20 protein-coding genes and 2 tRNA genes are annotated in these 21,837 nt (G+C 67.0%); 9 read left to right on the top strand and 13 right to left on the bottom strand.

The genetic code is table 11. The annotated features are described in order from the left end of the window. Positions 1–32 precede the first annotated feature (32 nt). Positions 33–1,964 (top strand): ATP-binding cassette domain-containing protein, encoded by a 1,932-nt coding sequence (locus DIE15_RS09885; RefSeq protein ID WP_057929772.1) that lies wholly within the window; start codon positions 33–35, stop codon positions 1,962–1,964. A gap of 172 nt (positions 1,965–2,136) precedes the next feature. On the opposite strand, the gene DIE15_RS09880 is transcribed toward DIE15_RS09885, so the two are convergent. The 3 genes from DIE15_RS09880 to alr form a co-directional block, all read right to left on the bottom strand. Next, complete coding sequence (locus DIE15_RS09880; RefSeq protein ID WP_057929771.1) at positions 2,137–2,403, bottom strand: DUF2866 domain-containing protein; 267 nt, start codon at positions 2,401–2,403, stop codon at positions 2,137–2,139. A 144-nt stretch (positions 2,404–2,547) separates the two neighbouring features. Continuing rightward, a complete protein-coding gene (radA, locus tag DIE15_RS09875) occupies positions 2,548–3,924 on the bottom strand; it encodes a DNA repair protein RadA (RefSeq protein WP_057929770.1) in 1,377 nt (458 codons plus the stop codon). A gap of 11 nt (positions 3,925–3,935) precedes the next feature. Beyond that, positions 3,936–5,006 (bottom strand): alanine racemase, encoded by a 1,071-nt coding sequence (gene alr, locus DIE15_RS09870; protein WP_124833107.1) that lies wholly within the window; start codon positions 5,004–5,006, stop codon positions 3,936–3,938. A gap of 218 nt (positions 5,007–5,224) precedes the next feature. On the opposite strand from alr, the gene lplT reads away from it, so the two are divergent. After that, positions 5,225–6,532: a lysophospholipid transporter LplT gene (gene lplT / locus DIE15_RS09865; RefSeq protein WP_057929768.1), complete on the top strand. Its 1,308-nt coding sequence runs from the start codon at positions 5,225–5,227 to the stop codon at positions 6,530–6,532. A 58-nt stretch (positions 6,533–6,590) separates the two neighbouring features. After that, entirely contained in the window at positions 6,591–7,400 is an 810-nt protein-coding gene (gene thiD / locus DIE15_RS09860; RefSeq protein ID WP_124833106.1) for a bifunctional hydroxymethylpyrimidine kinase/phosphomethylpyrimidine kinase, read from the top strand. 18 nt (positions 7,401–7,418) lie between these two features. Here the strand turns inward: thiD and DIE15_RS09855 are convergent, their stop codons facing one another. Genes DIE15_RS09855 through tsaB form a run of 4 tightly spaced genes read right to left on the bottom strand, consistent with a single transcriptional unit; the run spans position 7,419 to position 10,663 of the window. Continuing rightward, positions 7,419–8,378 carry a DUF1853 family protein gene (locus DIE15_RS09855; RefSeq protein ID WP_124833105.1) on the bottom strand — a complete coding sequence of 320 codons (960 nt, stop codon included), beginning with the start codon at positions 8,376–8,378 and terminating at the stop codon, positions 7,419–7,421. Then, entirely contained in the window at positions 8,375–9,412 is a 1,038-nt protein-coding gene (locus tag DIE15_RS09850) for a uracil-DNA glycosylase (RefSeq protein WP_124833104.1), read from the bottom strand. The genes DIE15_RS09855 and DIE15_RS09850 overlap by 4 nt, the downstream gene beginning before the upstream one ends. Further along, positions 9,399–9,899: a ribosomal protein S18-alanine N-acetyltransferase gene (gene rimI, locus DIE15_RS09845; RefSeq protein WP_057929764.1), complete on the bottom strand. Its 501-nt coding sequence runs from the start codon at positions 9,897–9,899 to the stop codon at positions 9,399–9,401. The genes DIE15_RS09850 and rimI overlap by 14 nt, the downstream gene beginning before the upstream one ends. Beyond that, a complete protein-coding gene (gene tsaB / locus DIE15_RS09840) occupies positions 9,896–10,663 on the bottom strand; it encodes a tRNA (adenosine(37)-N6)-threonylcarbamoyltransferase complex dimerization subunit type 1 TsaB (protein ID WP_124833103.1) in 768 nt (255 codons plus the stop codon). Before tsaB ends, rimI begins: the two co-directional genes overlap by 4 nt. A gap of 147 nt (positions 10,664–10,810) precedes the next feature. Between tsaB and DIE15_RS09835 the strand changes: the two genes are divergently transcribed. The 3 genes from DIE15_RS09835 (at position 10,811) to aceA (ending at position 14,685) form a co-directional block, all read left to right on the top strand. Then, entirely contained in the window at positions 10,811–11,080 is a 270-nt protein-coding gene (locus DIE15_RS09835; RefSeq protein WP_006478462.1) for an acyl-CoA-binding protein, read from the top strand. A gap of 370 nt (positions 11,081–11,450) precedes the next feature. After that, positions 11,451–12,998 (top strand): DEAD/DEAH box helicase, encoded by a 1,548-nt coding sequence (locus tag DIE15_RS09830; protein ID WP_057929762.1) that lies wholly within the window; start codon positions 11,451–11,453, stop codon positions 12,996–12,998. 379 nt (positions 12,999–13,377) lie between these two features. Next, positions 13,378–14,685 (top strand): isocitrate lyase, encoded by a 1,308-nt coding sequence (aceA, locus tag DIE15_RS09825; RefSeq protein WP_057929761.1) that lies wholly within the window; start codon positions 13,378–13,380, stop codon positions 14,683–14,685. 219 nt (positions 14,686–14,904) lie between these two features. Here the strand turns inward: aceA and DIE15_RS09820 are convergent, their stop codons facing one another. Both DIE15_RS09820 and DIE15_RS09815 read right to left on the bottom strand, forming a co-directional pair. Further along, positions 14,905–15,339, bottom strand: a complete 435-nt coding sequence (locus DIE15_RS09820) for a universal stress protein (RefSeq protein WP_057929788.1) — start codon at positions 15,337–15,339, stop codon at positions 14,905–14,907. A gap of 159 nt (positions 15,340–15,498) precedes the next feature. Beyond that, a complete protein-coding gene (locus tag DIE15_RS09815; protein WP_057929760.1) occupies positions 15,499–16,404 on the bottom strand; it encodes a LysR family transcriptional regulator in 906 nt (301 codons plus the stop codon). Between the two features lie 154 nt (positions 16,405–16,558). Here DIE15_RS09815 and DIE15_RS09810 point away from each other — a divergent pair, with 154 nt between their 5' ends. Then, complete coding sequence (locus tag DIE15_RS09810) at positions 16,559–17,320, top strand: haloacid dehalogenase type II (RefSeq protein WP_057929759.1); 762 nt, start codon at positions 16,559–16,561, stop codon at positions 17,318–17,320. Positions 17,321–17,387: 67 nt separating this feature from the next. Then, entirely contained in the window at positions 17,388–18,980 is a 1,593-nt protein-coding gene (aceB, locus tag DIE15_RS09805; RefSeq protein ID WP_057929787.1) for a malate synthase A, read from the top strand. A gap of 133 nt (positions 18,981–19,113) precedes the next feature. Here aceB and DIE15_RS09800 read toward each other — a convergent pair whose 3' ends face one another. Next, positions 19,114–19,527: a gamma-glutamylcyclotransferase gene (locus DIE15_RS09800; RefSeq protein ID WP_057929758.1), complete on the bottom strand. Its 414-nt coding sequence runs from the start codon at positions 19,525–19,527 to the stop codon at positions 19,114–19,116. Positions 19,528–19,831: 304 nt separating this feature from the next. Here DIE15_RS09800 and DIE15_RS09795 point away from each other — a divergent pair, with 304 nt between their 5' ends. After that, a complete protein-coding gene (locus tag DIE15_RS09795) occupies positions 19,832–20,710 on the top strand; it encodes a helix-turn-helix domain-containing protein (RefSeq protein WP_057929757.1) in 879 nt (292 codons plus the stop codon). Between the two features lie 27 nt (positions 20,711–20,737). Here DIE15_RS09795 and DIE15_RS09790 read toward each other — a convergent pair whose 3' ends face one another. The 3 genes from DIE15_RS09790 to DIE15_RS09780 all read right to left on the bottom strand — a co-directional run bounded on the left by DIE15_RS09790 (position 20,738) and on the right by DIE15_RS09780 (position 21,756). Continuing rightward, positions 20,738–21,202 carry a GNAT family N-acetyltransferase gene (locus tag DIE15_RS09790; RefSeq protein WP_057929756.1) on the bottom strand — a complete coding sequence of 155 codons (465 nt, stop codon included), beginning with the start codon at positions 21,200–21,202 and terminating at the stop codon, positions 20,738–20,740. 328 nt (positions 21,203–21,530) lie between these two features. Beyond that, positions 21,531–21,607 (bottom strand) — tRNA-Asp (locus tag DIE15_RS09785). Between the two features lie 73 nt (positions 21,608–21,680). Beyond that, positions 21,681–21,756, bottom strand: a tRNA-Glu gene (locus DIE15_RS09780). Between the last annotated feature and the right edge of the window lie 81 nt (positions 21,757–21,837).

Here is a 21,837-nt window from a genome sequence, read left to right as displayed (position 1 = left end):
TAGAATAGCGGTTTTGGTCAGTCATTCCCGCCGTGATCCGTTTCAATCAGTTCAGCCTTGCGCGCGGCACCAAGCCGCTATTCGAGTCGGCCTCGTTCGTGCTCAATCCCGGCGAGAAGGCCGGCCTGATCGGCGCGAACGGCGCCGGCAAATCGACGCTGTTCTCGGTTCTGCGCGGCGAGCTGCATTCCGACGCCGGCGATTTCTCGATGCCGCCGTCGTGGCGGATCGCCCACGTGTCGCAGGAAACACCCGCCGTCGATCGCTCGGCGCTCGACTACACGCTCGACGGCGACACCGCGCTGCGCGAGATCGAAGCGCGCATCGCCGCCGCATCGGCCGCGCATGACGGCGCGGCCGAAGCCGACGCGCACGCGGCTTTTGCCGACGCCGACGGCTATACTGCACCGGCGCGCGCCGAAGCGCTGCTGCTCGGCCTAGGCTTCACGCTCGCGCAGACGCGTGAGTCGGTCGCCAGCTTCTCCGGCGGCTGGCGCATGCGCCTGAACCTCGCGCAGGCGCTGATGTGCCGCTCCGACCTGCTGCTGCTCGACGAACCGACCAACCACCTCGACCTCGACGCGATCGTCTGGCTCGAGGACTGGCTGCACCGCTACGCCGGCACGCTCGTCGTGATCTCGCACGACCGCGAATTTCTCGATTCGATCTGCAACGTCACGCTGCACCTGGAAAATCGTCAGGTGAAGCGCTACGGCGGCAATTACTCGCAGTTCGAAGTGCTGCGTGCGCAGCAACTGGCGCTGCAGCAAAGCGCATACGAAAAGCAGCAGAAGACGATCGAGCACCTGCAGAGCTTCGTCGACCGCTTCAAGGCCAAGGCGACCAAGGCCAAGCAAGCGCAAAGCCGGATGAAGGCGCTCGAGAAGATGGAGCTGATCGCGCCCGCGCACATCGCGTCGCCGTTCACGTTCGAGTTCCGCACGCCCGACGCCGCGCCGAACCCGATGATGGTGATGGAAGACGTCCGCTGCGGCTACCATGCCGACGACGGCACGGAGATCCCGATCGTCGAACGTGTCGCACTATCGATCCAGAACGGCCAGCGCATCGGCCTGCTCGGCGCGAACGGCCAGGGCAAGTCGACGCTGATCAAGACGCTGGCCGGCACGCTCGCGCCGCTGTCGGGCCACGTGCGCGACGGCAAGGGCCTCACGATCGGCTATTTCGCGCAGCACCAGCTCGAAACGCTGCGCGAGGACGATTCGCCGCTCGCGCATCTCGCGCGGCTCGCACCCGACACGCGCGAGCAGGAACTGCGCGACTTCCTCGGCGGCTTCAATTTCTCCGGCGACATGGCGACAAGCCCGGTCGGCCCGTTCTCGGGCGGCGAGAAGGCGCGGCTCGCGCTCGCGCTGATCATCTGGCAGAAGCCGAACCTGCTGCTGCTCGACGAACCGACCAACCACCTCGACCTCGAAACGCGTCACGCGCTGACGATGGCGCTCGCGCAGTTCGAAGGCACGCTGATCCTCGTCTCGCACGATCGCCACCTGCTGCGCGCGACCACCGACCAGTTCATGCTCGTTGCGAAGCACCGTCTGCAGCCGTTCGACGGCGACCTCGACGATTACCGCGACTGGCTGCTGCAGCACGCCGCCGAGCAGCGCGCGGCCGCGAAGGCAGACAGCGCGGCGGCCGAGGGCGCGGATCCAGGCGTCAACCGCAAGGACCAGAAGCGCCAGGCGGCCGAGGAGCGCCAGCGCCTGTCGCAGCTGAAGAAGCCGCTGCAGAACCGCATCACGAAGCTCGAAAAGGAAATGGATACGCTGCACGCGGAGAAGGCCCGCCTCGACGCGTTCGTCGCCGATCCGGCGAGCTACGAGGCCGCGCGCAAGACGGAACTGACCGAAGCGATCCGCAAGCTCGGCGAGGTCAATACCCGGCTCGAGACGGTCGAGGCCGACTGGCTCTCCGTGCAGGAAGAACTCGAGCAGATCGGCTGAACGCGGCCCGGGCGCCGCCGGTCGATCGCTTCATCGGTGGCGCGACGTTCCGGGCGTCAACGCCCCACCAACCCACTCGGCCGCGCCGGGCCCGAAAACGACGAGGCCGGGCGCCCCGGCCCGGCCTCTTTGTCCATCGTTGCGTCGGCCGTACGTCGGCCGCATCCTCCGCTCAACGCCGCGGTAACGTGTCGCGCGGCATCTGTTCGTCATCGCCCATCAGGTGACGCCGCCCTTCGGTCGGCCGGCTGATCGCCGCGGCAACTTCCGCTTCCGTCACATCCTCCGACACGACCCGGCGCGCGAGGCGCCCTTCGTCGTCGATCCACTCGACGATCCGGCATCCCCCGCCCCACGGCTGAACGATCGGCTCCGATACGCGGCAGCCGCGCAGGTTGTAAACGCGTCCGCTCGGCGCTTCCCCATACTGTTTCAACATAGGTTCCCTTCGCATTGCGCGGTTCGACAATCCGGCAAAGGATAGGGAAAAGCGATGTCCGGCGGGTTACAGAAGCCTACATATTCTTTACAGAGAATTACGCGACAGATCGCGGCCGGCACGCGTGGGGCCGGCCGCACCCGGTTATTCAAGATCGCGCACGCGGTCGATCGCCTGTTCGATCCGCTCGACGGCCATCACGTTCAGCCCTTCGATCGGCTGCTTCGGCGCATTCGCCTTCGGGATCAACGCGGCGGTGAACCCGAGCTTGGCCGCCTCGCGTAGCCGTTCCTGGCCGCGCGGCGACGGCCGGATCTCGCCCGCCAGCCCCACTTCGCCGAACACGATCAGGCCCTTCGGCAGCGCCTTGTTGCGCATCGACGAATGGATCGCGAGCAACACCGCGAGGTCGGCGGCCGGCTCGGTGATCTTCACGCCGCCCACCGCGTTCAGGAACACGTCCTGGTCGAAACACGCGATGCCCGCATGCCGGTGCAGCACCGCGAGCAGCATCGCGAGCCGGTTCTGCTCGAGGCCGACCGCGAGCCGGCGCGGGTTCGGCACGTGCGCCGTATCAACGAGCGCCTGGATTTCGACGAGCAGCGGACGCGTGCCCTCCTGCGTGACGAGCACGCAGGAACCGGGCACGACCTGCTCGTGCTGCGACAGGAACAGCGCGGACGGGTTCGCGACGCCGCGCAGCCCGCGCTCGGTCATCGCGAACACGCCGAGTTCGTTGACGGCACCAAAGCGGTTCTTGAACGCCCGCACGAGCCGGAACGACGAATGGGTGTCGCCCTCGAAGTACAGCACCGTGTCGACGATGTGCTCGAGCACGCGCGGGCCGGCCAGGTTACCCTCCTTCGTCACGTGCCCGACCATGATGATCGCGGTGCCGGACTGCTTCGCGATGCGCGTGAGCTGCGCCGCGCACTCGCGCACCTGCGCGACCGAGCCGGGCGCCGACGTCAGCGCTTCCGAATAGACGGTCTGGATCGAGTCGATGACGGCAACGTCCGGCCGTTCCGCGTCGATCGCGGCCTGGATCTTCTCGAGCTGAATCTCGGCGAGCAGCTTCAGCTCGGCCGCCGGCGCGCCACCGTCGAGCAGCGCGAGCCGTTGCGCGCGCAACGCGATCTGCGCGGCGGATTCCTCGCCGCTGATATAGAGGGCGCGCCGCTCGCTCGCGATGTCCGCGAGCGACTGCAGCAGCAGCGTCGACTTGCCGATGCCCGGATCGCCACCGATCAGCACGACGCCGCCCGGCACCAGCCCGCCGCCCAGCACGCGATCGAATTCGCCGATGCCGGTCGAGAAGCGCGGCACGTCGGCCGCCTCGATGTCGACGAGGCGCTGCACCGGCGCCCGCTTCGCGAGCGACTGGAAGCGATGGGCGGCCGGCGACTCGGCAATCGATTCGACGAGGGTGTTCCAGGCCTGGCACGACGGGCATTGCCCCTGCCACTTCGGGGTTTGTCCGCCGCACTCGCTGCAGACGTAGACGGTTTTCTGTTTGGCCACGCGTGCTGCCCTTATTCCGCGCGCACCGGGACGCGGCCGGCGACCGCGCACATCAGTTCATAGCCGATGGTCCCGCAATGGCGCGCGACGTCGTCGATCGGCAGCGTGTTGCCCCACAGCTCGACCCGCGCACCGACGCCGGCTTGCGGGCACGGAGTCAGGTCGACGGTAATCATGTCCATCGACACGCGGCCGACGATCCGCGTGCGGATGCCGTCGACGATCACCGGCGTGCCCTCGGGCGCGACGCGCGGATAGCCGTCCGCATAGCCGCACGCAACGACGCCGACGCGCATCTGGGCCGGCGCGGAGAACGTCGAGCCATAGCCGATCGCCTGGCCCTTCGCGATCGTCTGCACGGCGATCAGCTCGGACGCGAGCGTCATCGCGGGCTTCAGCCCCGTGTCCGCGATATCGGCCGACAGCCCCGACGGCGACGCGCCGTACAGCACGATCCCCGGCCTCACCCAGTCGAAGTGCGTATCCGGATGCCACAGCACGGCCGCCGAATTCGCAAGGCTGCGCGCCCCGGCGATGTTTTCCGCGCCGCGCTCGAACGTCGCGAGTTGCTCGGCAACACCGCGCTCGTTGTCGGCGTCCGAAAAATGGGTCATCAACGTGATCTGGCCGATGCCGGGGCACGCGCGCGCACGCTCCCACGCAGCGCGGTATTTCTCCGGCACGTAACCGAGCCGGTTCATCCCGCTGTTCATCTTGAGCTGCACATTGACGGGCTTCGACAGCCGCGCCGTCTCCAGCATCCGCATCTGCTCGTCGTTGTGGACGGTGGTCGTCAGGCTGTAGCGGTCGATCACGTCGATGTCGGTCGAGCGGAAGAACCCTTCGAGCAGCAGGATCGGGCCGGCCCAGCCGAGCTCGCGCAGCTTCACGGCCTCGTCGAGATCGAGCAGGCCGAAGCCGTCGGTGCCGCGCAGGCCCGGAAACGCACGCGCGAGACCGTGGCCATACGCGTTGGCCTTGACGACCGCCCAGACCTTGGATGGGCCGGCAAATCGGCGGACGACGGAGAAATTGTTCGCGAGAGCGGCGGTGTGGATAGTGGCGGAGATCGGGCGCGGCATGGGAAATTTACGTAAAGACGCTTGCGAATCATCAGCTTACTGCGCCTTTTGAGCACCGAAGCCGACAATTTGCGGAACGATCGGGGAATCTTGCTAGTCCGAATTGCCGTATTTTCGTGTTATAAAGCCGTGCGCACAACCCATTTCGAACGGAATAAGCCGATCGCATACCAGGCGGCCTACGCGGCCTTGCCGCAGCGACGAAAGCATCGCATCAGATGAAAAAAGGTTTTTACACCATCATGGCCGCGCAGTTTTTCTCGTCGTTGGCCGACAATGCGCTTCTCATCGCCGCCATCGCTCTGCTGAAAGACCTCCACGCCCCCAACTGGATGACACCGCTGCTCAAGCTGTTCTTCGTGTTGTCCTATGTGGTGCTGGCGGCTTATGTGGGTGCGTTCGCCGATTCGCGTCCGAAGGGGCGCGTGATGTTCATCACCAATTCGATCAAGGTGGTCGGCTGCCTGATCATGCTGTTCGGCGCGCATCCGCTGATCGCGTACGGGATCGTCGGGTTCGGCGCCGCGGCCTACTCGCCCGCGAAATACGGCATTCTGACCGAGCTGCTGCCGGCCGACCGGCTCGTCGCGGCGAACGGCTGGATCGAAGGCACGACCGTCAGTTCGATTATCCTCGGCACCGTGCTAGGCGGTGCGCTGATCAGCCCGCACATCGCGTCGCACGTGATCGCGCACACGCCCGCCTGGATCAGCACGCCCGCCGAAGCGGCGATGGCGATCATCATGGCGATCTACGTGGTCGCCGCCATCTTCAACCTGCGGATTCCCGATACAGGCGCGCGCTACCCGAAGCAGGAGCGCGGCCCGATCAAGCTTCTCACCGATTTCGCCGACTGTTTCACGGTGCTCTGGCGCGACAAGCTCGGCCAGATCTCGCTCGCGGTCACGACGCTGTTCTGGGGCGCGGGCGCGACGCTGCAGTTCATCGTGCTGAAGTGGGCCGAAGTCTCGCTCAACATGTCGCTGTCCGAAGGCGCGATCCTGCAGGCCGTGGTCGCGGTCGGCGTCGCGGGCGGCGCGATCGCCGCCGCCGCGCGAATCCCGCTGAAGAAGTCGCTCACCGTGCTGCCCGTCGGCATCATCATGGGCATCGCAGTCATGCTGATGGCGTTCTACACGCGCGACCTGTTCCCACCGCACTGGGCCGTGCACTTCGGCCACCTGCGCCTGCCGGCGTACCTGATCGTCGCGTACATCTTCCTGATCTGCGTCGGCGCGCTGTCCGGCTATTTCGTGGTTCCGATGAATGCGCTGCTGCAGCACCGCGGTCACGTGCTGCTGTCGGCCGGCCACTCGATCGCGGTGCAGAACTTCAACGAGAACCTGTCGGTGCTCGTGATGCTGTGCCTGTATGCGGTGCTGGTCTGGCTCGACGTGCCGGTCGGCGTCGTGATCGTGCTGTTCGGCACGTTCGTCTGCCTGACCATGTGGCTCGTGATGCGCCGTCACCAGGCGAACCAGCGGCAGTTCGACTCGGTCGCGCTGATCGGCGAATCGCGGCACTGACGCTACACTTCCCGTTTCCGTACGTCGGCGCCGGTCTTCGCACCGGCGCCTTGCCATCATGACGCACCCGATACCCAACGTCCTGACGATCGCCGGCTCCGACTCGGGCGGCGGCGCAGGCATCCAGGCCGACCTCAAGACCTTCTCCGCGCTCGGCGCGTACGGCGCGAGCGTGATCACCGCGCTGACCGCGCAGAATACGCGCGGCGTAACCGGCGTGCACGCGCCGGACGCCGCGTTCGTGACGGCGCAGCTCGACGCGGTGTTCGACGACATCCGCATCGACGCAGTCAAGATCGGCATGCTCGCGAATGCGGCGATCGTGCACGCCGTGGCCGACGCGCTGCGGCGTTACGCGCCGCGCTTCGTCGTGCTCGATACGGTGATGATTTCGAAGAGTTCGCACGCGCTGCTCGCGCCCGACGCGGTCGATGCGTTGCGCGACACGCTGCTGCCGCTTGCGACCGTCGTCACGCCGAACCTGCCCGAAGCGGCCGCCCTGCTTGGCGACACGCCCGCGACGACCGAAGACGACATGGTCCGGCAGGGTCACGCGCTGCTGAAGACCGGCGCGCACGCCGTGCTGATGAAGGGCGGCCACCTGCCCGACGCGGCCGCGAGCCCCGACTGGCTCGTCAATGCGACGCATACGGTGCGGTTCGACGGCACCCGCGTGCCGGTCAGCAACACGCACGGCACGGGCTGCACGCTATCGTCGGCGATCGCCGCGCTGCTGCCGCAGCAGCCCGATCTCGACAGCGCGGCACGCGAAGCGAAGGTCTACCTGACCGGCGCGATCGCCGCGAGCGGCCGGCTCGACGTCGGCCGCGGCGTCGGCCCGGTCCATCACTTCCATCGCTGGTGGTAGGCGCCAGCTGACGCGGCGTCAGTGGTCTTGCGCGGCGAATGCCCGCGCGCGCGCCGACCAATCATCCGGCACGATGAAACCGCGCGCCGTTTCCCGCCATACGCCGTCGGCGTCCTGTCTGTGAACGCCGATCAGCGCGGGCGCCTGGCGCGCCGTCAATACGGACGGCAGCACCAGCGAATTCGCCAGCGATTCGGGCGCGGCATCGGCCGCCAGCCGCCGCGGCGCGAGCCATGCCAGCCGCGCCAGCACGTTCCACGCCACACCGTCGGGTTGAGCCGCCGCCCAGGCCGGCCACTGCGCGTGCGTGAGCCAGAAGCCGCGCGGATGATCCGCCGCGATTTCCGCGGCCACCGGCGGCAGCGGCACGCCGTGCGGATAGAACAGCCAGCCCTTGATGAACATCTGCGCATCGGACGGCGCGCCGTAGCCGAGCAGCGCGAACCCGTGGCGATCGCTCAGCCGCAACTGATGCTCGAGCAGGCGGCTGCGCTTGCGGTCGAGGCGGTCGACGAGATTCGGGCCGACAAAGTCCGCGAGCGATGCGTCGCCGTCCACCGGCGCGCATAGATAGCACTTCACCGCGAGTTCCCAGTGCAGGCGCTGCCCGCCCGGCGCATCGACGAGGAAATCGACCTCGCCGAGTGTCTTGCCGTTGCTGCGCAGCGGCAGGTTGGCCGCGACGAGCCGCAGCGACGGCCCGTGCATGAGGAAATATTCGAGCAGGCATTCGGCATAGCGGCCGAGCCGCACGGGCCGCAACCCGTCGAGCGCGCGGTGCAGCGGCTCGGGCGCGGCGTCGAGCGCGACGAGCCACGCTTCGACGGCCACCCGCTCGACCGCATCCGACCACGGATGCGCGAGCGGTGCGCCGGGCGCCGCGGTGAGCAGGCTCGGGCTCGCGAGGAGCCAGCCCAGATCGCGAACCGCGGCATCGTGCAGCGTATCGACGAACGCGAGCGCCGCGCCGCGCGTCATTGTCCGGCCGGCCCGTTCGCGTCGGCGCCCCCTGCCCGCTGGAACGTATCGCGCGCAAGGCACAGGTCGGCCCACGCCTTCGACTTGTCCTGCAGGCTGCGCAAGAGGTACGCAGGGTGGTAAGTGACGATCACCGGCACGCCTTCGTACGTGTGCACGCGGCCGCGCAGCGATGCGATGCTCGCATCCGTCTTCAGCAGCGTCTGCGCGGCGAAGCGGCCGAGCGCGACAATGAGCTTCGGCTTCACCAGCGCGACCTGGCGCTGCAGGTACGGCTCGCAGCGCGCGACCTCGTCGGGTTCCGGATTGCGGTTGCCGGGCGGCCGGCACTTGATCACGTTCGCGATGTAGACGTTATCGCCACGTTTGAGCGCCAGCGACTGCAGCATGTTGTCGAGCAGCTTGCCCGCCTGGCCGACGAACGGCTCGCCCTGCTTGTCCTCGTTCTCGCCCGGCGCTTCGCCGATCAGCATCCAGTCCGCTTCACGATCGCCGACACCGAACACGGTATTGGTGCGCTTCTCGCACAGGCGGCAGCTCGTGCAGTCGGCCACGCTTGCGGCGAGCGCATCCCAGTCGAGCATCGCCACCGGCGTCGCGGCAGGACGCGACTCGGCCGACGGCAGCGGATCGCCGGGCGGCGCCGCGTCGAACCAGGCGAAGTCGTCTTCGGTGATCGGCGGCATGTCGTCCGCCGCGGCGGCCGGCATCTGCTTGAAGGACGCACGATCGTCGTCGATCGCGGCACGCGGAGCCCCGCCCGCTTCGCAGGCCTGAGCCGCATCGCGTGCGGCTCCGCCAACCGGCGGCGTATCGTCACGCGCGAGCGCGCGCGTCGCGGACGGCTGCGCGTCACGAAGCGGCGCCGCCGCCGGCCGCGGCGCTGCCGCGACGGTTGCGGCCGCAACGGCGGATGCGTCATCCGCCGCGCCGGTTGCAGCAACCGGCGCTTCACCGCCTTCCGCGCGCTGCCCGCGCCGCACCCAGATCTGCGCGAGACCCATTTCCTCGAGCGCTGCTTCAGCCCACGCCATGCGCGTCCCCTTCGTCCTTGTTCAGCGTCAGACGCATCACGATCGCGTCCTCCCGGCTGCGATGCCGCGCCGGATAGTAGTTCTTGCGCCGGCCGATCGTCAGAAAGCCGAAGCGCTCGTACAGATGGATCGCGCGCGGATTGGACGGCCGCACCTCGAGCAGCACGCCGTCGAGCCGCTCCGCGCGCGAGATGCGCACGGCTTCGCGCAGCAGCGCGAGGCCCGCGCCAGACTGCTGGGCGGCCGGGGCGACACACAGGTTCAGCAGGTGCATCTCGTCGATCACCGGCATCAGCACGCAATAGCCGACGAGCGCGCCCGTCACGTGCCGCAGGCACACGCCGAAATAGCCGTTGCGCAGCGAATCCTCGAAGTTGCCGCGGCTCCACGGGAATTCGTACGCAACCTGCTCGATCGCGACCACCTCGTCGAGATCGGTGTCGGTCATCGGCGACAAATAGCGGTCGCTCAACAGTACGCCCGTCATCCTTTCGCTCCGCCCGTCTGCGCAGCGCGCGCCGCGATGCGCTCGGCGGTAGTCTGCGCGACCTTGTCGCGCACGTATTCCGGGGCGGCCTGGTCGGCCGGCACCGTACGGCCGGCGCGGAACGCCCGCAGCGCGGCATGCGCGACCGCCAGCGCATGCGGCAGCGCGTCGCCGTCGATCACGGCTGCTGCTGCGGCTGCCGGCAACTGCGCGCCGAACGCGGCAGCCGCGTTGCCCGCGAGCGTGAACGGCGCATCGGGCACGCCGACGGCGCCCGGCGCATCGAGCGACGCCGGATGCAGCGTGCGCCAGTCGCCGGCCTCGCCGTCCCAGGCAAAGTCGGCCCAGTACGCTTCATCCATCCGCGCATCGAGCGCGGCCAGCACGCGCATCGTGCCGGGCGCGCGCAGCCGCGCGTGCTCGGCGCACGCGAGCAGCGTGCTGACCGGCACGACCGGCAGCCCGCGCCCGAACGCGAGCCCCTGGGTAATGCCGGTCGCGGTACGCAGCCCGGTGAACGAGCCTGGGCCCGCGCCGAACGCGATCGCATCGCAGTCGGCGAACGTGAGGCCCGATTCGGCAAAGAGTTCCTGGATGGCCGGCAGCACGCGCGTGCTCGACACGGCGCCCGTCAGTTCGTGGCGGACCCAGGTTTGCGGGGGGGAAACGGCGTCATCGGCTTGAGCCGAGCGCAGCAGCGCGACCGAGCAGTATTCGGTCGACGTATCGATGGCGAGGAGCACTGTTTGCGTCATGGCCGACATTGTAATGCGGCGCCCCGCTCCCACGGGCGTTCAGACCCGATCGCAATGCGTACACCGCGCGGGCGGCGGTTTGGAAGGATCGCTCGACCCCGCGCGGCGCGGCGCTTGTTAAGATCGGCCGACTTGAAACCCTTACGGAGACACACGATGAGCGAACTCACCGCCCAATTCGACCAGGCCCAGATCGACGTCAAGCAACTGACCGAGCGACCGGGCAACCTGACGCTGCTGCGCCTGTACGCGCTCTTCAAGCAGGCGACCGACGGCGACGCGCACGGCGACAAGCCGGGCTTCACCGACATCGTCGGCAAGTACAAGTACGACGCATGGGAAGCGCTGAAAGGCACGTCGCAGGATGCAGCAAAGCAGCAATACATCGAACTCGTCGAATCGCTGAAGAACGGCACGGCGTCCTGACCTGTCCCTCCCGCCGCAATAGGCAGTCCGCAATAGGCAATCAAATCAGTGGCGCAGCGCAGCAAATTTCTTTATAATGCGGCCTGCGTCACCTCCCGCGCTCGGCTCGCAAGCCGTTCCGGCCCGACGCCTCGTAGCGTTAAGCTCCAATCCGGTTTAGAACCTGTCCCCTCCTGCTTCGACCCTTGCGGTCGTCAACTAGGCTGGCGGCCCCGCTCCTGAAGCGCGCCGCACCCAAAACAGCTTCTAATGCCTCATCCGCCGACGGTTCGGCGGATTGCACCCGTTTCCCGATTTGCTCGCTGAATCCGACGACTTGGGTATGCGCGATTGGCGCCGACGTTTCACCCACTGTGTTTCAAGGATTGTTATGACTTCGAGCATCAACACCAGCCCGCTCAACGCGATCGCCGACCAGGCGCTCGGTCTCGACGCCGCCGCACCGGCCGCAGTCGAACCGGCGTCGGACGAGCCGACTTTCGCGTCGCTCGGGCTGTCGCCGGAGATCGTCTCCGCGCTGCAGGCCGCCGGCTACGCCAAGCCGACGCCGGTCCAGCAGCGCGCGATTCCGGCCGGCATCGCCGGTCGGGATCTGCTGGTCTCGAGCCCGACTGGTTCGGGCAAGACCGCCGCATTCATGCTGCCCGCGATCGAACGTTTCGCGCAGCTCCAGAAGACGCAGGCGCAGCAACCGCGCGCGCCGCGTGACCCGAACCAGGGCGACCGCCGTGCGCGCCGCCCGCAGCCCGTCGCCCGCCCGGGCCTGCTCGTGCTGACGCCGACCCGTGAACTCGCGATGCAGGTCACCACGGCCGCGTCGACCTACGGCAAGCACCTGAAGCGCCTGCGCACCGTCAGCATCCTCGGCGGCGTCGCCTACGGCCAGCAGCTGATGCTGCTCGCGAAAAACCCCGAGATCCTGGTCGCCACGCCGGGCCGTCTGCTCGACCACCTCGAGCGCGGCCGCATCGACCTGTCCGAGCTGAAGATGCTCGTGCTCGACGAAGCCGACCGCATGCTCGACATGGGCTTCATCGATGACATCGAGACGATCGTCGCCGCCACGCCCGAGTCGCGCCAGACGATGCTGTTCTCGGCCACCCTCGACGGCAAGATCGGCTCGCTGACGAGCCGCCTGCTGAAGGATCCGGAACGCATCGAAATCCAGCAGCGTCTCGAATCGCGCGCGAACATCGCGCAGACCGTCCATTACGTCGACGACCGCGACCACAAGGATCGCCTGCTCGATCACCTGCTGCGCGACGACGCGCTCGACCAGGCGATCATCTTCACGGCGACCAAGATCGATGCCGACCAGCTCGCCGGCCGTCTCGCCGACGCCGGCTTCGAATCGGCCGCGCTGCACGGTGACCTGCCGCAGGGCGCACGTAACCGCACGATCCGCGCGCTGCGCGAGCGTCGCGTGCGCGTGCTGGTCGCGACCGACGTCGCGGCCCGCGGCATCGACATCCCGGGCATCACGCACGTGTTCAACTACGACCTGCCGAAGTTCGCAGAAGACTACGTGCACCGTATCGGCCGTACGGGCCGTGCCGGCCGCTCGGGCACCGCGGTGAGCCTCGTGCACCACGCCGAGCAAGGCGCGCTCAAGCGCATCGAGCGCTTCGTGCGCTCGCCGCTGCCGGTCAACGTGATCGAAGGCTTCGAGCCGCGCAAGGCACCCCCGCGCAATGATCGCGGCACCGGCGGCCGCGGCCGTCCGGGCGGCGGTAACGGTGGTCGTCGTTTCGGCGGCAAGCCGGGCGGCGGTTACAGCGGCAACGGTGGCAACGGCCGCAGCTACGGCGGCGGCAATGGCGGCGGCTGGAGCGGCAAGCCGGGCGGCAGCCGTGACGGCGGCCCGCGTCGCGATGGCCAGCGCAGCGGCGGCCCGCGTCGCAGCAACTCGGCGTCGTAAGCACGCCCGGGCGGCCGTCCAGCCGCGCCGCCCATCCGGCAGACCGGCGCACCCGCGCCGGTTTTTTTTCGTCCCGTGCCGCATTTCACGATGCGGAAAATTTTTTTGTGTCGTAAAAAATCATGCTGCGCGGCACAACCTTACGATTGCGAGATGGGAAAAATCGTTTCTTATTGCGAAACACATGACTCAACCAATTGATTAATAAAGATTAAAAAGTTTCAAACTTCCTTGGATAGCCCCTGTTTCACTCCGATCGGTTTGCCTAGACTCTTATACAAGACTTCGCGAAACGGCACGTACCCGCCCCGCTTCGAGAACAGCATCACGATCGTCCGATTCGACTCATCAGGCAACACACCGCATCAAGGAGCTCATCATGTCGCGACAGCAACAGGCACAGGAACTGCAAACGCAATGGGAAACCGACCCGCGCTGGAAGGGCATCAAGCGCAACTACACGGCTGAGGACGTGGTTCGCCTGCGCGGCTCGATCGCCGTCGAGCACACGCTGGCCAAGCGCGGTGCGGAAAAGCTGTGGAGCCTCATCAACGAAGAGCCGTTCGTCAACGCGCTCGGCGCGCTGACCGGCAATCAGGCGATGCAGCAGGTGAAGGCAGGTCTGAAGGCAATCTACCTGTCGGGCTGGCAAGTCGCCGGCGACGCGAACGTCGCGGGCGAAATGTATCCGGACCAGTCGCTGTACCCGGCGAACTCGGTGCCGCTCGTCGTCAAGCGCATCAACAACACGCTGACGCGTGCGGACCAGATCCAGTGGTCCGAAGGCAAGAACCCGGGAGACGAAGGCTATGTCGACTTCTTCGCGCCGATCGTTGCGGATGCGGAAGCTGGCTTCGGCGGCGTGCTGAACGCGTTCGAGCTGATGAAGGCGATGATCGAGGCAGGCGCATCGGGCGTCCACTTCGAGGACCAGCTCGCGTCGGTGAAAAAGTGCGGCCACATGGGCGGCAAGGTGCTCGTGCCGACGCGCGAAGCCGTCGCGAAGCTGTCGGCGGCGCGTCTCGCGGCCGACGTGATGGGCACGCCGACCGTGCTGGTCGCGCGGACCGACGCGGAAGCAGCCGACCTGATCACGTCCGACATCGACGACAACGACAAGCCGTTCCTGACGGGCGAGCGTACGGTCGAAGGCTTCTTCCGCACGAAGCCGGGCATCGAGCAGGCGATCTCGCGCGGCCTTGCGTATGCGCCGTACGCCGACCTGGTCTGGTGCGAAACGGGCAAGCCTGATCTGGAGTACGCGAAGAAGTTCGCGGAAGCGATCCACAAGCAGTTCCCGGGCAAGATGCTGTCGTACAACTGCTCGCCGTCGTTCAACTGGAAGAAGAACCTCGACGACGCGACGATCGCGAAGTTCCAGAAGGAACTCGGCGCGATGGGCTACAAGTTCCAGTTCATCACGCTGGCCGGCTTCCATGCGCTGAACTACTCAATGTTCAACCTCGCGCACGGCTATGCCCGCACGCAGATGAGCGCGTTCGTCGAACTGCAGCAGGCCGAGTTCGCGGCGGCCGACAAGGGCTTCACCGCCGTCAAGCACCAGCGCGAAGTCGGCACCGGCTACTTCGACGCGGTGACGCAGACGGTCGAGCGGGAAGCATCGACGACCGCACTGCACGGCTCGACCGAAGACGAACAGTTCTTCGACGGCAAGAAGGTCGCATAACGCGCGAAAGCATCGCGCCGATACCCGCCCGTCACACGACGGCGCGGCATCGGCTGCACCGAATAAAAATCAGGGAGGAGACGGCAGGCGCGCGGTGATCCGCGCGACCCGCCGCGCGGCCTGCGGCCGCCAGCAACGACGCGCGCCGGCTTCGTCCGGCGCGCCCTTTTTCAGCGGCGCTGCCGTGCCGCGCCCGCGCGGCCACACACGACACCGCATCTACCGATAGACGATCACCGGAATTTTCGTATGGGTCAGCACGCGCTGCGTTTCGCTGCCGATCAGCAGGCTGCCGAGCCCGCGGCGTCCGTGGGACGCCATGAAGATCACGTCGCAGCCGCCGCGTTCCGCCGCCTCGATGATGCCGAGGTACGGCGACGGGTGCACGCTCGTCCAGCTGTCGCAGACGACGCCGGCCGCCTTCGCGGCCGCCTGCACGTCGTCGAGGTGCGCGCGCGCCTCGCGCTCGCTGCGCGCCCGGAAATCGGCGGGCGGCTCGATGATCACTTCGGAAAACGGCGAGTACGGATACTGCGGCAGGCATGCATAGGCCGTGACCTGCGCGCCGACCGCACGCGCCAGGTCGATCGCGCCGTCGATCGCCTTCTGCGACAGTTCGGAACCGTCGGTTGGAACGAGGATGTGCCGGAACATCGCGCCCTCCTGCGTCAAACGCACGGCGCGCGCCGCGAACCCATGCGAGATGGCCCCGGCGCGTCGCGCATGCCAGTTTCGATTGTAGTGCGCGAAACCGGACGCCCGGCGCCGGCAGCGGGTTCGCCCTCATATCGGAAACGCGTGGGCAGGCACGCCCTACTCCCCCCAATACCCGGGCCGCTCGTACGTATGTTTCAGGTAATCGAGAAACAGGCGCACGCGCAACGGCAGGTGGCGGCGCTGCGGAAACACCGCATGGATGCCGATCGGCGGTGCCGCGAATGCATCGAGCACGCTGACAAGCCGGCCGGCCGCGATATCGTCGCCGACCTCCCACCACGAGCGCCATGCCAGGCCGTAGCCGGCGAGGCACCACTCGTGCAGCACCGCGCCGTCCGAGCATTCCATCGTGCCGTTCACGCGGATCGACACGACCTTGTCGTCCTCCTGGAACGCCCAGCCGCGCTGCTGGTTCGCGTTCGCGGCAAGAGCGAGGCAGTTGTGGCGCGCGAGTTCGGCGAGCGTGGCGGGCGTGCCGCGCCGCTCGAGATAGGCTGGCGACGCAACGCACACGCGCCTGTTCTCGCCGAGTTTCAGCGACACCAGCGACGAATCGGGCAGCTCGCCAAGCCGCACCGCGCAATCGAACCCTTCGTTGACGAGGTCGACCATCCGGTCGGACAGGTCGAGCGTGACCGACACGTCCGGATGCGCGCCGCTGAATTCGGGCACGAGCGGCGCGACATGGCGCCGCCCGAAACCGGCCGGCGCGGAAATGCGCAGGTGGCCGCTCGCCTTCACGCCGCCTGCGGACACGCTCGCCTCGGCGTTTTGCATGTCGTTGATGATCCGCTGGCAATCCTCGAGGAAGGCCGAACCCTCGAAGGTCAGCGTGAGCTTGCGCGTCGTGCGCACCAGCAGCTTGACGCCGAGCCGCTCCTCGAGCGCGTCGAGGCGGCGGCCGATGATCGCCGGCGCGACGCCCTCCGCATGCGCAGCCGCCGACAGGCTGCCCTTCGCCGCGACCGCGGCGAACGTTTCGATCTGTTTGAACCGGTCCATGACTCGAAAGGGCGGCCATCCCGCCCTTCAAATAGCTTGAGCCGCTCAAGATTAGGTATATGAAAGTAAAAGATCAAGTGATGATTAGCGTCTTTTTTAGTACATGTGATCACGAATAGAATCGACCTGACCTCTGAAACTGGAGCGCAAGGCTATGTCGGCCACAACGACACTCTCCTCTCCCGACGCAATCCTCTTCGACGCATTCGGCACGTTGTTCGACGTGCATGCGGTCGTGGCCGCGGCAGAGCAGATGTTTCCCGGTCACGGGGACAGGTTGTCGCAGCTGTGGCGACGCAAGCAAATCGAATACTCGCAGTTGCGCACGCTCGCCGACCCGGCTGGCGCCCGTTATCGCCCGTTTCGCGACATCACGCTCGACGCACTGCGGTTCGCCGCGCGCCTGCTCGGCCTCGCACTGAACAGTGCGGCCGAGAAGCGGCTGATGGACGAATACGCGTGCCTGTCCACCTATCCCGACACGGTGCCAGCGCTGCGCAAGCTGCGCGCGCTCCAACCACGGCCTCCGCTCGCGATCCTGTCGAACGGCAACCCGGAAATGCTCGACATCGCAATCAAGAGCGCCGGCATGACCGGCCTGTTCGATCGCGTGCTGTCGGCCGATGCAGTGCGTGCGTACAAGCCGAGCCCGGCCGCATACGCACTCGGCACCGCCGCGTTCGGCGCGAACCCGCGCGACATCGTGTTCGTGTCGTCGAACGCCTGGGACGTCGCGGGGGCCGCCTGGTTCGGCTACACGACGTTCTGGCTCAACCGCACGGGCGCGCCCGCCGAGGAACTCGGCGTGCCACCCGACGGCACCGGCAGCGGCATGGCCGATCTGCTCGCATTCCTCGCCACCCCGGCTCCGTCCGGCAGACCCGCAAACCGCGCGCGCCCCGGCCCGGGCGCATGACGTTCGCAGCGCTGCCGCCTTTCCCCTTCACCGAAACCGCAACTGACCGACCAAGGAGATGAGACTCATGAGCACCCCGATCACGCTGCCGCAAGGCATGGCGATCACCGGCGAAATCAAGCCGGGTTACGAAGCGATCCTGACGCCTGACGCACTCGCACTCGTCGCGGCACTGCACCGCACGTTCGAGCCGCGCCGCCAGGCGCTGCTGCAAGCCCGTGTCGAGCGCACCAAGCGCCTCGATGCCGGCGAACGCCCCGATTTCCTGGCCGAAACGAAGGCGATCCGCGAAGGCGACTGGAAGGTCGCACCGCTGCCGGCGGACCTCCAATGCCGCCGTGTCGAAATCACCGGCCCCGTCGAGCGCAAGATGATCATCAACGCGCTGAACTCCGGCGCCGACTCGTACATGACGGACTTCGAGGATTCGAATGCGCCGAGCTGGACGAACCAGATCGACGGACAGATCAACCTGAAGGACGCGGTACGCCGCACGATCTCGCTCGAGCAGAACGGCAAGTCGTACCAGCTGAACGACAAGGTCGCGACGCTGATCGTGCGTCCGCGCGGCTGGCACCTCGACGAGAAGCACGTGACGGTCGATGGCCAGCGCGTATCCGGCGGTATCTTCGATTTCGCGCTGTTCCTGTTCCACAACGCGAAGGAACTGATCGCGCGCGGCTCGGGCCCGTACTTCTACCTGCCGAAGATGGAAAGCCATCTCGAGGCGCGCCTGTGGAACGACATCTTCGTCGCGGCACAGGAAGCGGTCGGCGTGCCGCGCGGCACGATCCGCGCGACGGTGCTGATCGAGACGATCCTCGCCGCATTCGAGATGGACGAGATCCTGTACGAACTGCGCGAACACAGCTCGGGCCTGAACGCCGGCCGCTGGGACTACATCTTCTCGGCAATCAAGAAGTTCAAGAACGACCGCGACTTCTGCCTGGCCGACCGTTCGAAGATCACGATGACGGTGCCGTTCATGCGCGCCTATGCGCTGCTGCTGCTGAAAACCTGTCACAAGCGCAACGCGCCGGCGATTGGCGGGATGAGCGCGCTGATTCCGATCAAGAACGATCCGGAAGCGAACGACAAGGCGATGGGCGGCGTGCGCTCGGACAAGCAGCGCGACGCGACCGACGGCTACGACGGCGGCTGGGTCGCGCACCCGGGCCTCGTGCCGATCGCGATGGAAGAGTTCGTCAAGGTGCTCGGCGACAAGCCGAACCAGATCGCGAAGCAGCGCGACGACGTGCAGATCGAAGGCAAGAACCTGCTCGACTTCCAGCCTGAAGCACCGATCACCGAAGCCGGCCTGCGCAATAACATCAACGTCGGCATCCACTATCTCGGCGCCTGGCTCGACGGCAACGGCTGCGTGCCGATCCACAACCTGATGGAAGACGCGGCCACCGCCGAAATCTCCCGCTCGCAGGTGTGGCAGTGGATCCGCTCGCCGAAGGGCGTGCTGGACGACGGCCGCAAGGTCACGGCGGAACTCGTGCGCGAATTCGCGAAGGCCGAGCTCGACAACGTGAAGCGTTCGGTCGGCGGCAACACGCAGCCGTACGAGCGTGCCGCGGCGATCTTCGAACAGATGTCGACGTCGGAAGGCTTCACCGAATTCCTGACGCTGCCGCTGTACGAGGAAATCTGACGGCGCGGACGGGTCCTGCCGGACCTGGTTCGCCCCCTCCCGCTCGCCGCCGGTCGCACGACACGGCGGCATGAAAAAAGCGCCCCGCAGGGCGCTTTTTCTTTTGCGGCGCGGGCGATATGCCGCGCCGCACTCAGGCGGCTTCTCGCTCGCGCCGGTGCTGAACCCAGTCGCCCGATGCGATGCGCGGACGGTCGGCCGCCGCATGCGCGGCGACCGGATAGTAGACGCACGCATACGTACGGCCGCCGAGCTCGATGGTCACCGGCTCCTGCCGGAACAGCGTATCGACGCCCGGGTAGACGCGCTCGATCTCGTCGAGCACCGGTACCAGCTGATCATCGATCTCGTAGACATCGCCCCACACAATCGACTGGCCGGTCGCCCCGGCGATCATGCCCGGATACGTGCCGAAATCATACAGTTCGCCCGGCAGCGCGGCCGCGCCGAGCAGCGTCGGTGCCGCGATCCCGTACCGCGCAGCCGCATGGCCGATGTCGTTGGCCTCCCCCGCTCTCAACGTGCCGTAGACGAATACGTAGCGCATTGTGGTTCTCCTCTTCGATTCAGGTGTTGCCGTGCCGGGCCGTCGCGGTCGCGGTCGCCGGCGTCGTCGGGGCGCCGTTCGCGCGATAAAAAGCGCCCGCATCGATAGACCGCGCTGGCCGCCCGATGGTTCTTTTCCACACGACGCGTCGGGCAGACCGACGCCGAGGCTCATTCCGGCCGAAGCGCGTGCGGCTCCATACAAAGTTCATTTGAACGGTGCATTATCGGCCGAAAACCGCCGCATGCGCCTGCGCGGCACCTTCTAGAATAACGGCATCGCCGCCGCGCCGACCAAATCGTCCATGAATCCGCCCGCCCAAGCCGACGCATCGAACCCCTACGACGTCATCGACATCCCGCCCGAGTTCGCACCGACCCGCGTTCACCCGATGCGCGTCCGGGCGCGGCAGGTGGACGCCGGCCGCCGGATCCCGCTGCATACGCACGCGTGGGCACAGCTCGCGTATGCGTCGCGCGGCGTGCTGCGCGTTGCAACGACCGGGACGACGTGGATGGTGCCGCCGTCCCGCGCGATCTGGGTGCCGCCGCACGTCACACACGAAGTCGTGATCGTCGAGGAGGCGTACTTGCGGACGCTGTATATCGACGAGTCGATCGTGCCGGACGGACTGGACGCATGCCGGGTGGTTGAAGTGACGGGCTTGCTGCGCGAGCTGATCGTCGCGCTCGACGCACGCAACCTGAGCGATGCGCGCGAACGGCTGCTGTGCGGGCTCGTCCTCGACGAGCTGAGCCACGCCGAACCGCTGCCGCTCGCGGTGCCGATGCCCGACGAGAAACGGCTGCGCATGCTGTGCGAGTCGGTGCTCGCGCAACCGGCGCATGCGGAATCGCTCGAACACTGGGCGAGCGAGGTCGGCGCGAGCACGCGCACGATTTCGCGACTCTTCAAGCAGGAACTGGGCGTAAGTTTTTCGCAGTGGCGACAGCAGGCGCTGCTCGCGCGCGCGATCCCGCTGTTGAACCAGGGGCGTCCGCTGTCGCATATCGCGCGCGAACTCGGCTACCAGAGCCAGAGCGCGTTTTCGGCGATGTTCCGGCGCGCGTTCGGCGAAAGCCCCCGCGCGTTCATGCTACGCGGCTACGAGCACCGCAGCACCGAAGACGGCATCGCGGTGGACGATGGCCTCGACGACGACGTGATCGGCACCGCCCGCTGACCGTCGCCGTGCCGCACCGTTACGCGCTCAGACCGGGCGCACCATGTGGCGAATCGAACCGAGTTGCGCCAGCCTCGACCCGGTGACACGGTAACCCATGCGCTGGTAGAGCCGTGCGGCCGGATTGTCGACGAACACGCGCAACTGCAGTTCGTGCAGCCCGCGGGCGCGCGCCCAGCGATGCGACATGTCGAGCATGTAGGTGCCGGCTCCCTGCCCGCGATGACCGGCTGCGATCTGCACGTCGCGGATATGCAGCGAATCGCCCTCTTCGGTCACGCGCAGCACGCCGATGCGTTCACCGTCGGCTTCCAGGATGAAGTTTTCGGATTCGCGCCAGCTCGCATAGAACAGGTCGCTGCGCCAGACGAGTCCATGGCGCTTGTAATAGCCGCCCATGTTGCCGTGCGTCAGCGCCTCGGCAAACGGAAAATCGCCAGGCTCCGCAGGCCGGAGCTGATACAGCAATCGCAGGTCGGTCGGATCGAGCATCGCGCGGGGGTCAAGAACGCTTTCCGCCACGATAGCGCAGTCGCGGGAGGATGCAATCGCGAATTTCTCGTAGCGACGCGACTGCGGGAGCGTAACCCGACGATGCAAATGAAGAAGCCCGCACAAGGTGGGCTTCTTCATTTTTTGGCGGAGCGGACGGGACTCGCCTACATCCCGCAGGCCGCGGCTGAGCGTGCACGCGCAGCCCTTCGAGTCCCGCCGGAAGCCGCGCAGGCGGCTTCCTCCACTCGGCAGTCACGCGCCCGCAAACTGGCACGAACGGAAATACAAATGAAAAAGCCCGCACAAGGCGGGCTTCTTCATTTTCTGGCGGAGCGGACGGGACTCGAACCCGCGACCCCCGGCGTGACAGGCCGGTATTCTAACCGACTGAACTACCGCTCCAGTCTTGCTTCTTGCCTGGCAGGCGTCGGTTACTTCCTGCCGGCGCATCGTTTGTTCGAACGACGCCGAAATCTGGCGTCCCCTAGGGGATTCGAACCCCTGTACTCACCGTGAAAGGGTGATGTCCTAGGCCTCTAGACGAAGGGGACAACGCACTGCTTACATCTTTAATACAAAAGCCCGCTCAAAGCGTTCATTTGAACGGGCTTCGTTCTGGCGGAGCGGACGGG

Source organism: Burkholderia sp. Bp9031, assembly GCF_003857965.1.
GTDB classification, from domain to species: Bacteria; Pseudomonadota; Gammaproteobacteria; order Burkholderiales; family Burkholderiaceae; genus Burkholderia; species Burkholderia ambifaria_A.
The sequence above is the reverse complement of the archived record's forward strand: the minus strand, read 5'-3'. Positions and strand labels throughout refer to the sequence as shown.

What these genes read in the sequence shown, in the direction of transcription:
- alr (WP_124833107.1), bottom strand. Translation starts at nt 5,006, where the DNA reads ATGCCGCGCCCGATCTCCGCCACTATCCACACCGCCGCTCTCGCGAAC.
- DIE15_RS09820 (WP_057929788.1), bottom strand. Translation starts at nt 15,339, where the DNA reads ATGTTCCGGCACATCCTCGTTCCAACCGACGGTTCCGAACTGTCGCAG.
- DIE15_RS09790 (WP_057929756.1), bottom strand. Translation starts at nt 21,202, where the DNA reads ATGCTCGATCCGACCGACCTGCGATTGCTGTATCAGCTCCGGCCTGCG.
- DIE15_RS09855 (WP_124833105.1), bottom strand. Translation starts at nt 8,378, where the DNA reads ATGACGCGCGGCGCGGCGCTCGCGTTCGTCGATACGCTGCACGATGCC.
- DIE15_RS09815 (WP_057929760.1), bottom strand. Translation starts at nt 16,404, where the DNA reads ATGGACCGGTTCAAACAGATCGAAACGTTCGCCGCGGTCGCGGCGAAG.
- DIE15_RS09835 (WP_006478462.1), top strand. Translation starts at nt 10,811, where the DNA reads ATGAGCGAACTCACCGCCCAATTCGACCAGGCCCAGATCGACGTCAAG.
- rimI (WP_057929764.1), bottom strand. Translation starts at nt 9,899, where the DNA reads ATGACGGGCGTACTGTTGAGCGACCGCTATTTGTCGCCGATGACCGAC.
- aceA (WP_057929761.1), top strand. Translation starts at nt 13,378, where the DNA reads ATGTCGCGACAGCAACAGGCACAGGAACTGCAAACGCAATGGGAAACC.
- tsaB (WP_124833103.1), bottom strand. Translation starts at nt 10,663, where the DNA reads ATGTCGGCCATGACGCAAACAGTGCTCCTCGCCATCGATACGTCGACC.
- DIE15_RS09830 (WP_057929762.1), top strand. Translation starts at nt 11,451, where the DNA reads ATGACTTCGAGCATCAACACCAGCCCGCTCAACGCGATCGCCGACCAG.
- DIE15_RS09880 (WP_057929771.1), bottom strand. Translation starts at nt 2,403, where the DNA reads ATGTTGAAACAGTATGGGGAAGCGCCGAGCGGACGCGTTTACAACCTG.
- DIE15_RS09800 (WP_057929758.1), bottom strand. Translation starts at nt 19,527, where the DNA reads ATGCGCTACGTATTCGTCTACGGCACGTTGAGAGCGGGGGAGGCCAAC.
- DIE15_RS09795 (WP_057929757.1), top strand. Translation starts at nt 19,832, where the DNA reads ATGAATCCGCCCGCCCAAGCCGACGCATCGAACCCCTACGACGTCATC.
- thiD (WP_124833106.1), top strand. Translation starts at nt 6,591, where the DNA reads ATGACGCACCCGATACCCAACGTCCTGACGATCGCCGGCTCCGACTCG.
- DIE15_RS09810 (WP_057929759.1), top strand. Translation starts at nt 16,559, where the DNA reads ATGTCGGCCACAACGACACTCTCCTCTCCCGACGCAATCCTCTTCGAC.
- DIE15_RS09850 (WP_124833104.1), bottom strand. Translation starts at nt 9,412, where the DNA reads ATGGCGTGGGCTGAAGCAGCGCTCGAGGAAATGGGTCTCGCGCAGATC.
- aceB (WP_057929787.1), top strand. Translation starts at nt 17,388, where the DNA reads ATGAGCACCCCGATCACGCTGCCGCAAGGCATGGCGATCACCGGCGAA.
- lplT (WP_057929768.1), top strand. Translation starts at nt 5,225, where the DNA reads ATGAAAAAAGGTTTTTACACCATCATGGCCGCGCAGTTTTTCTCGTCG.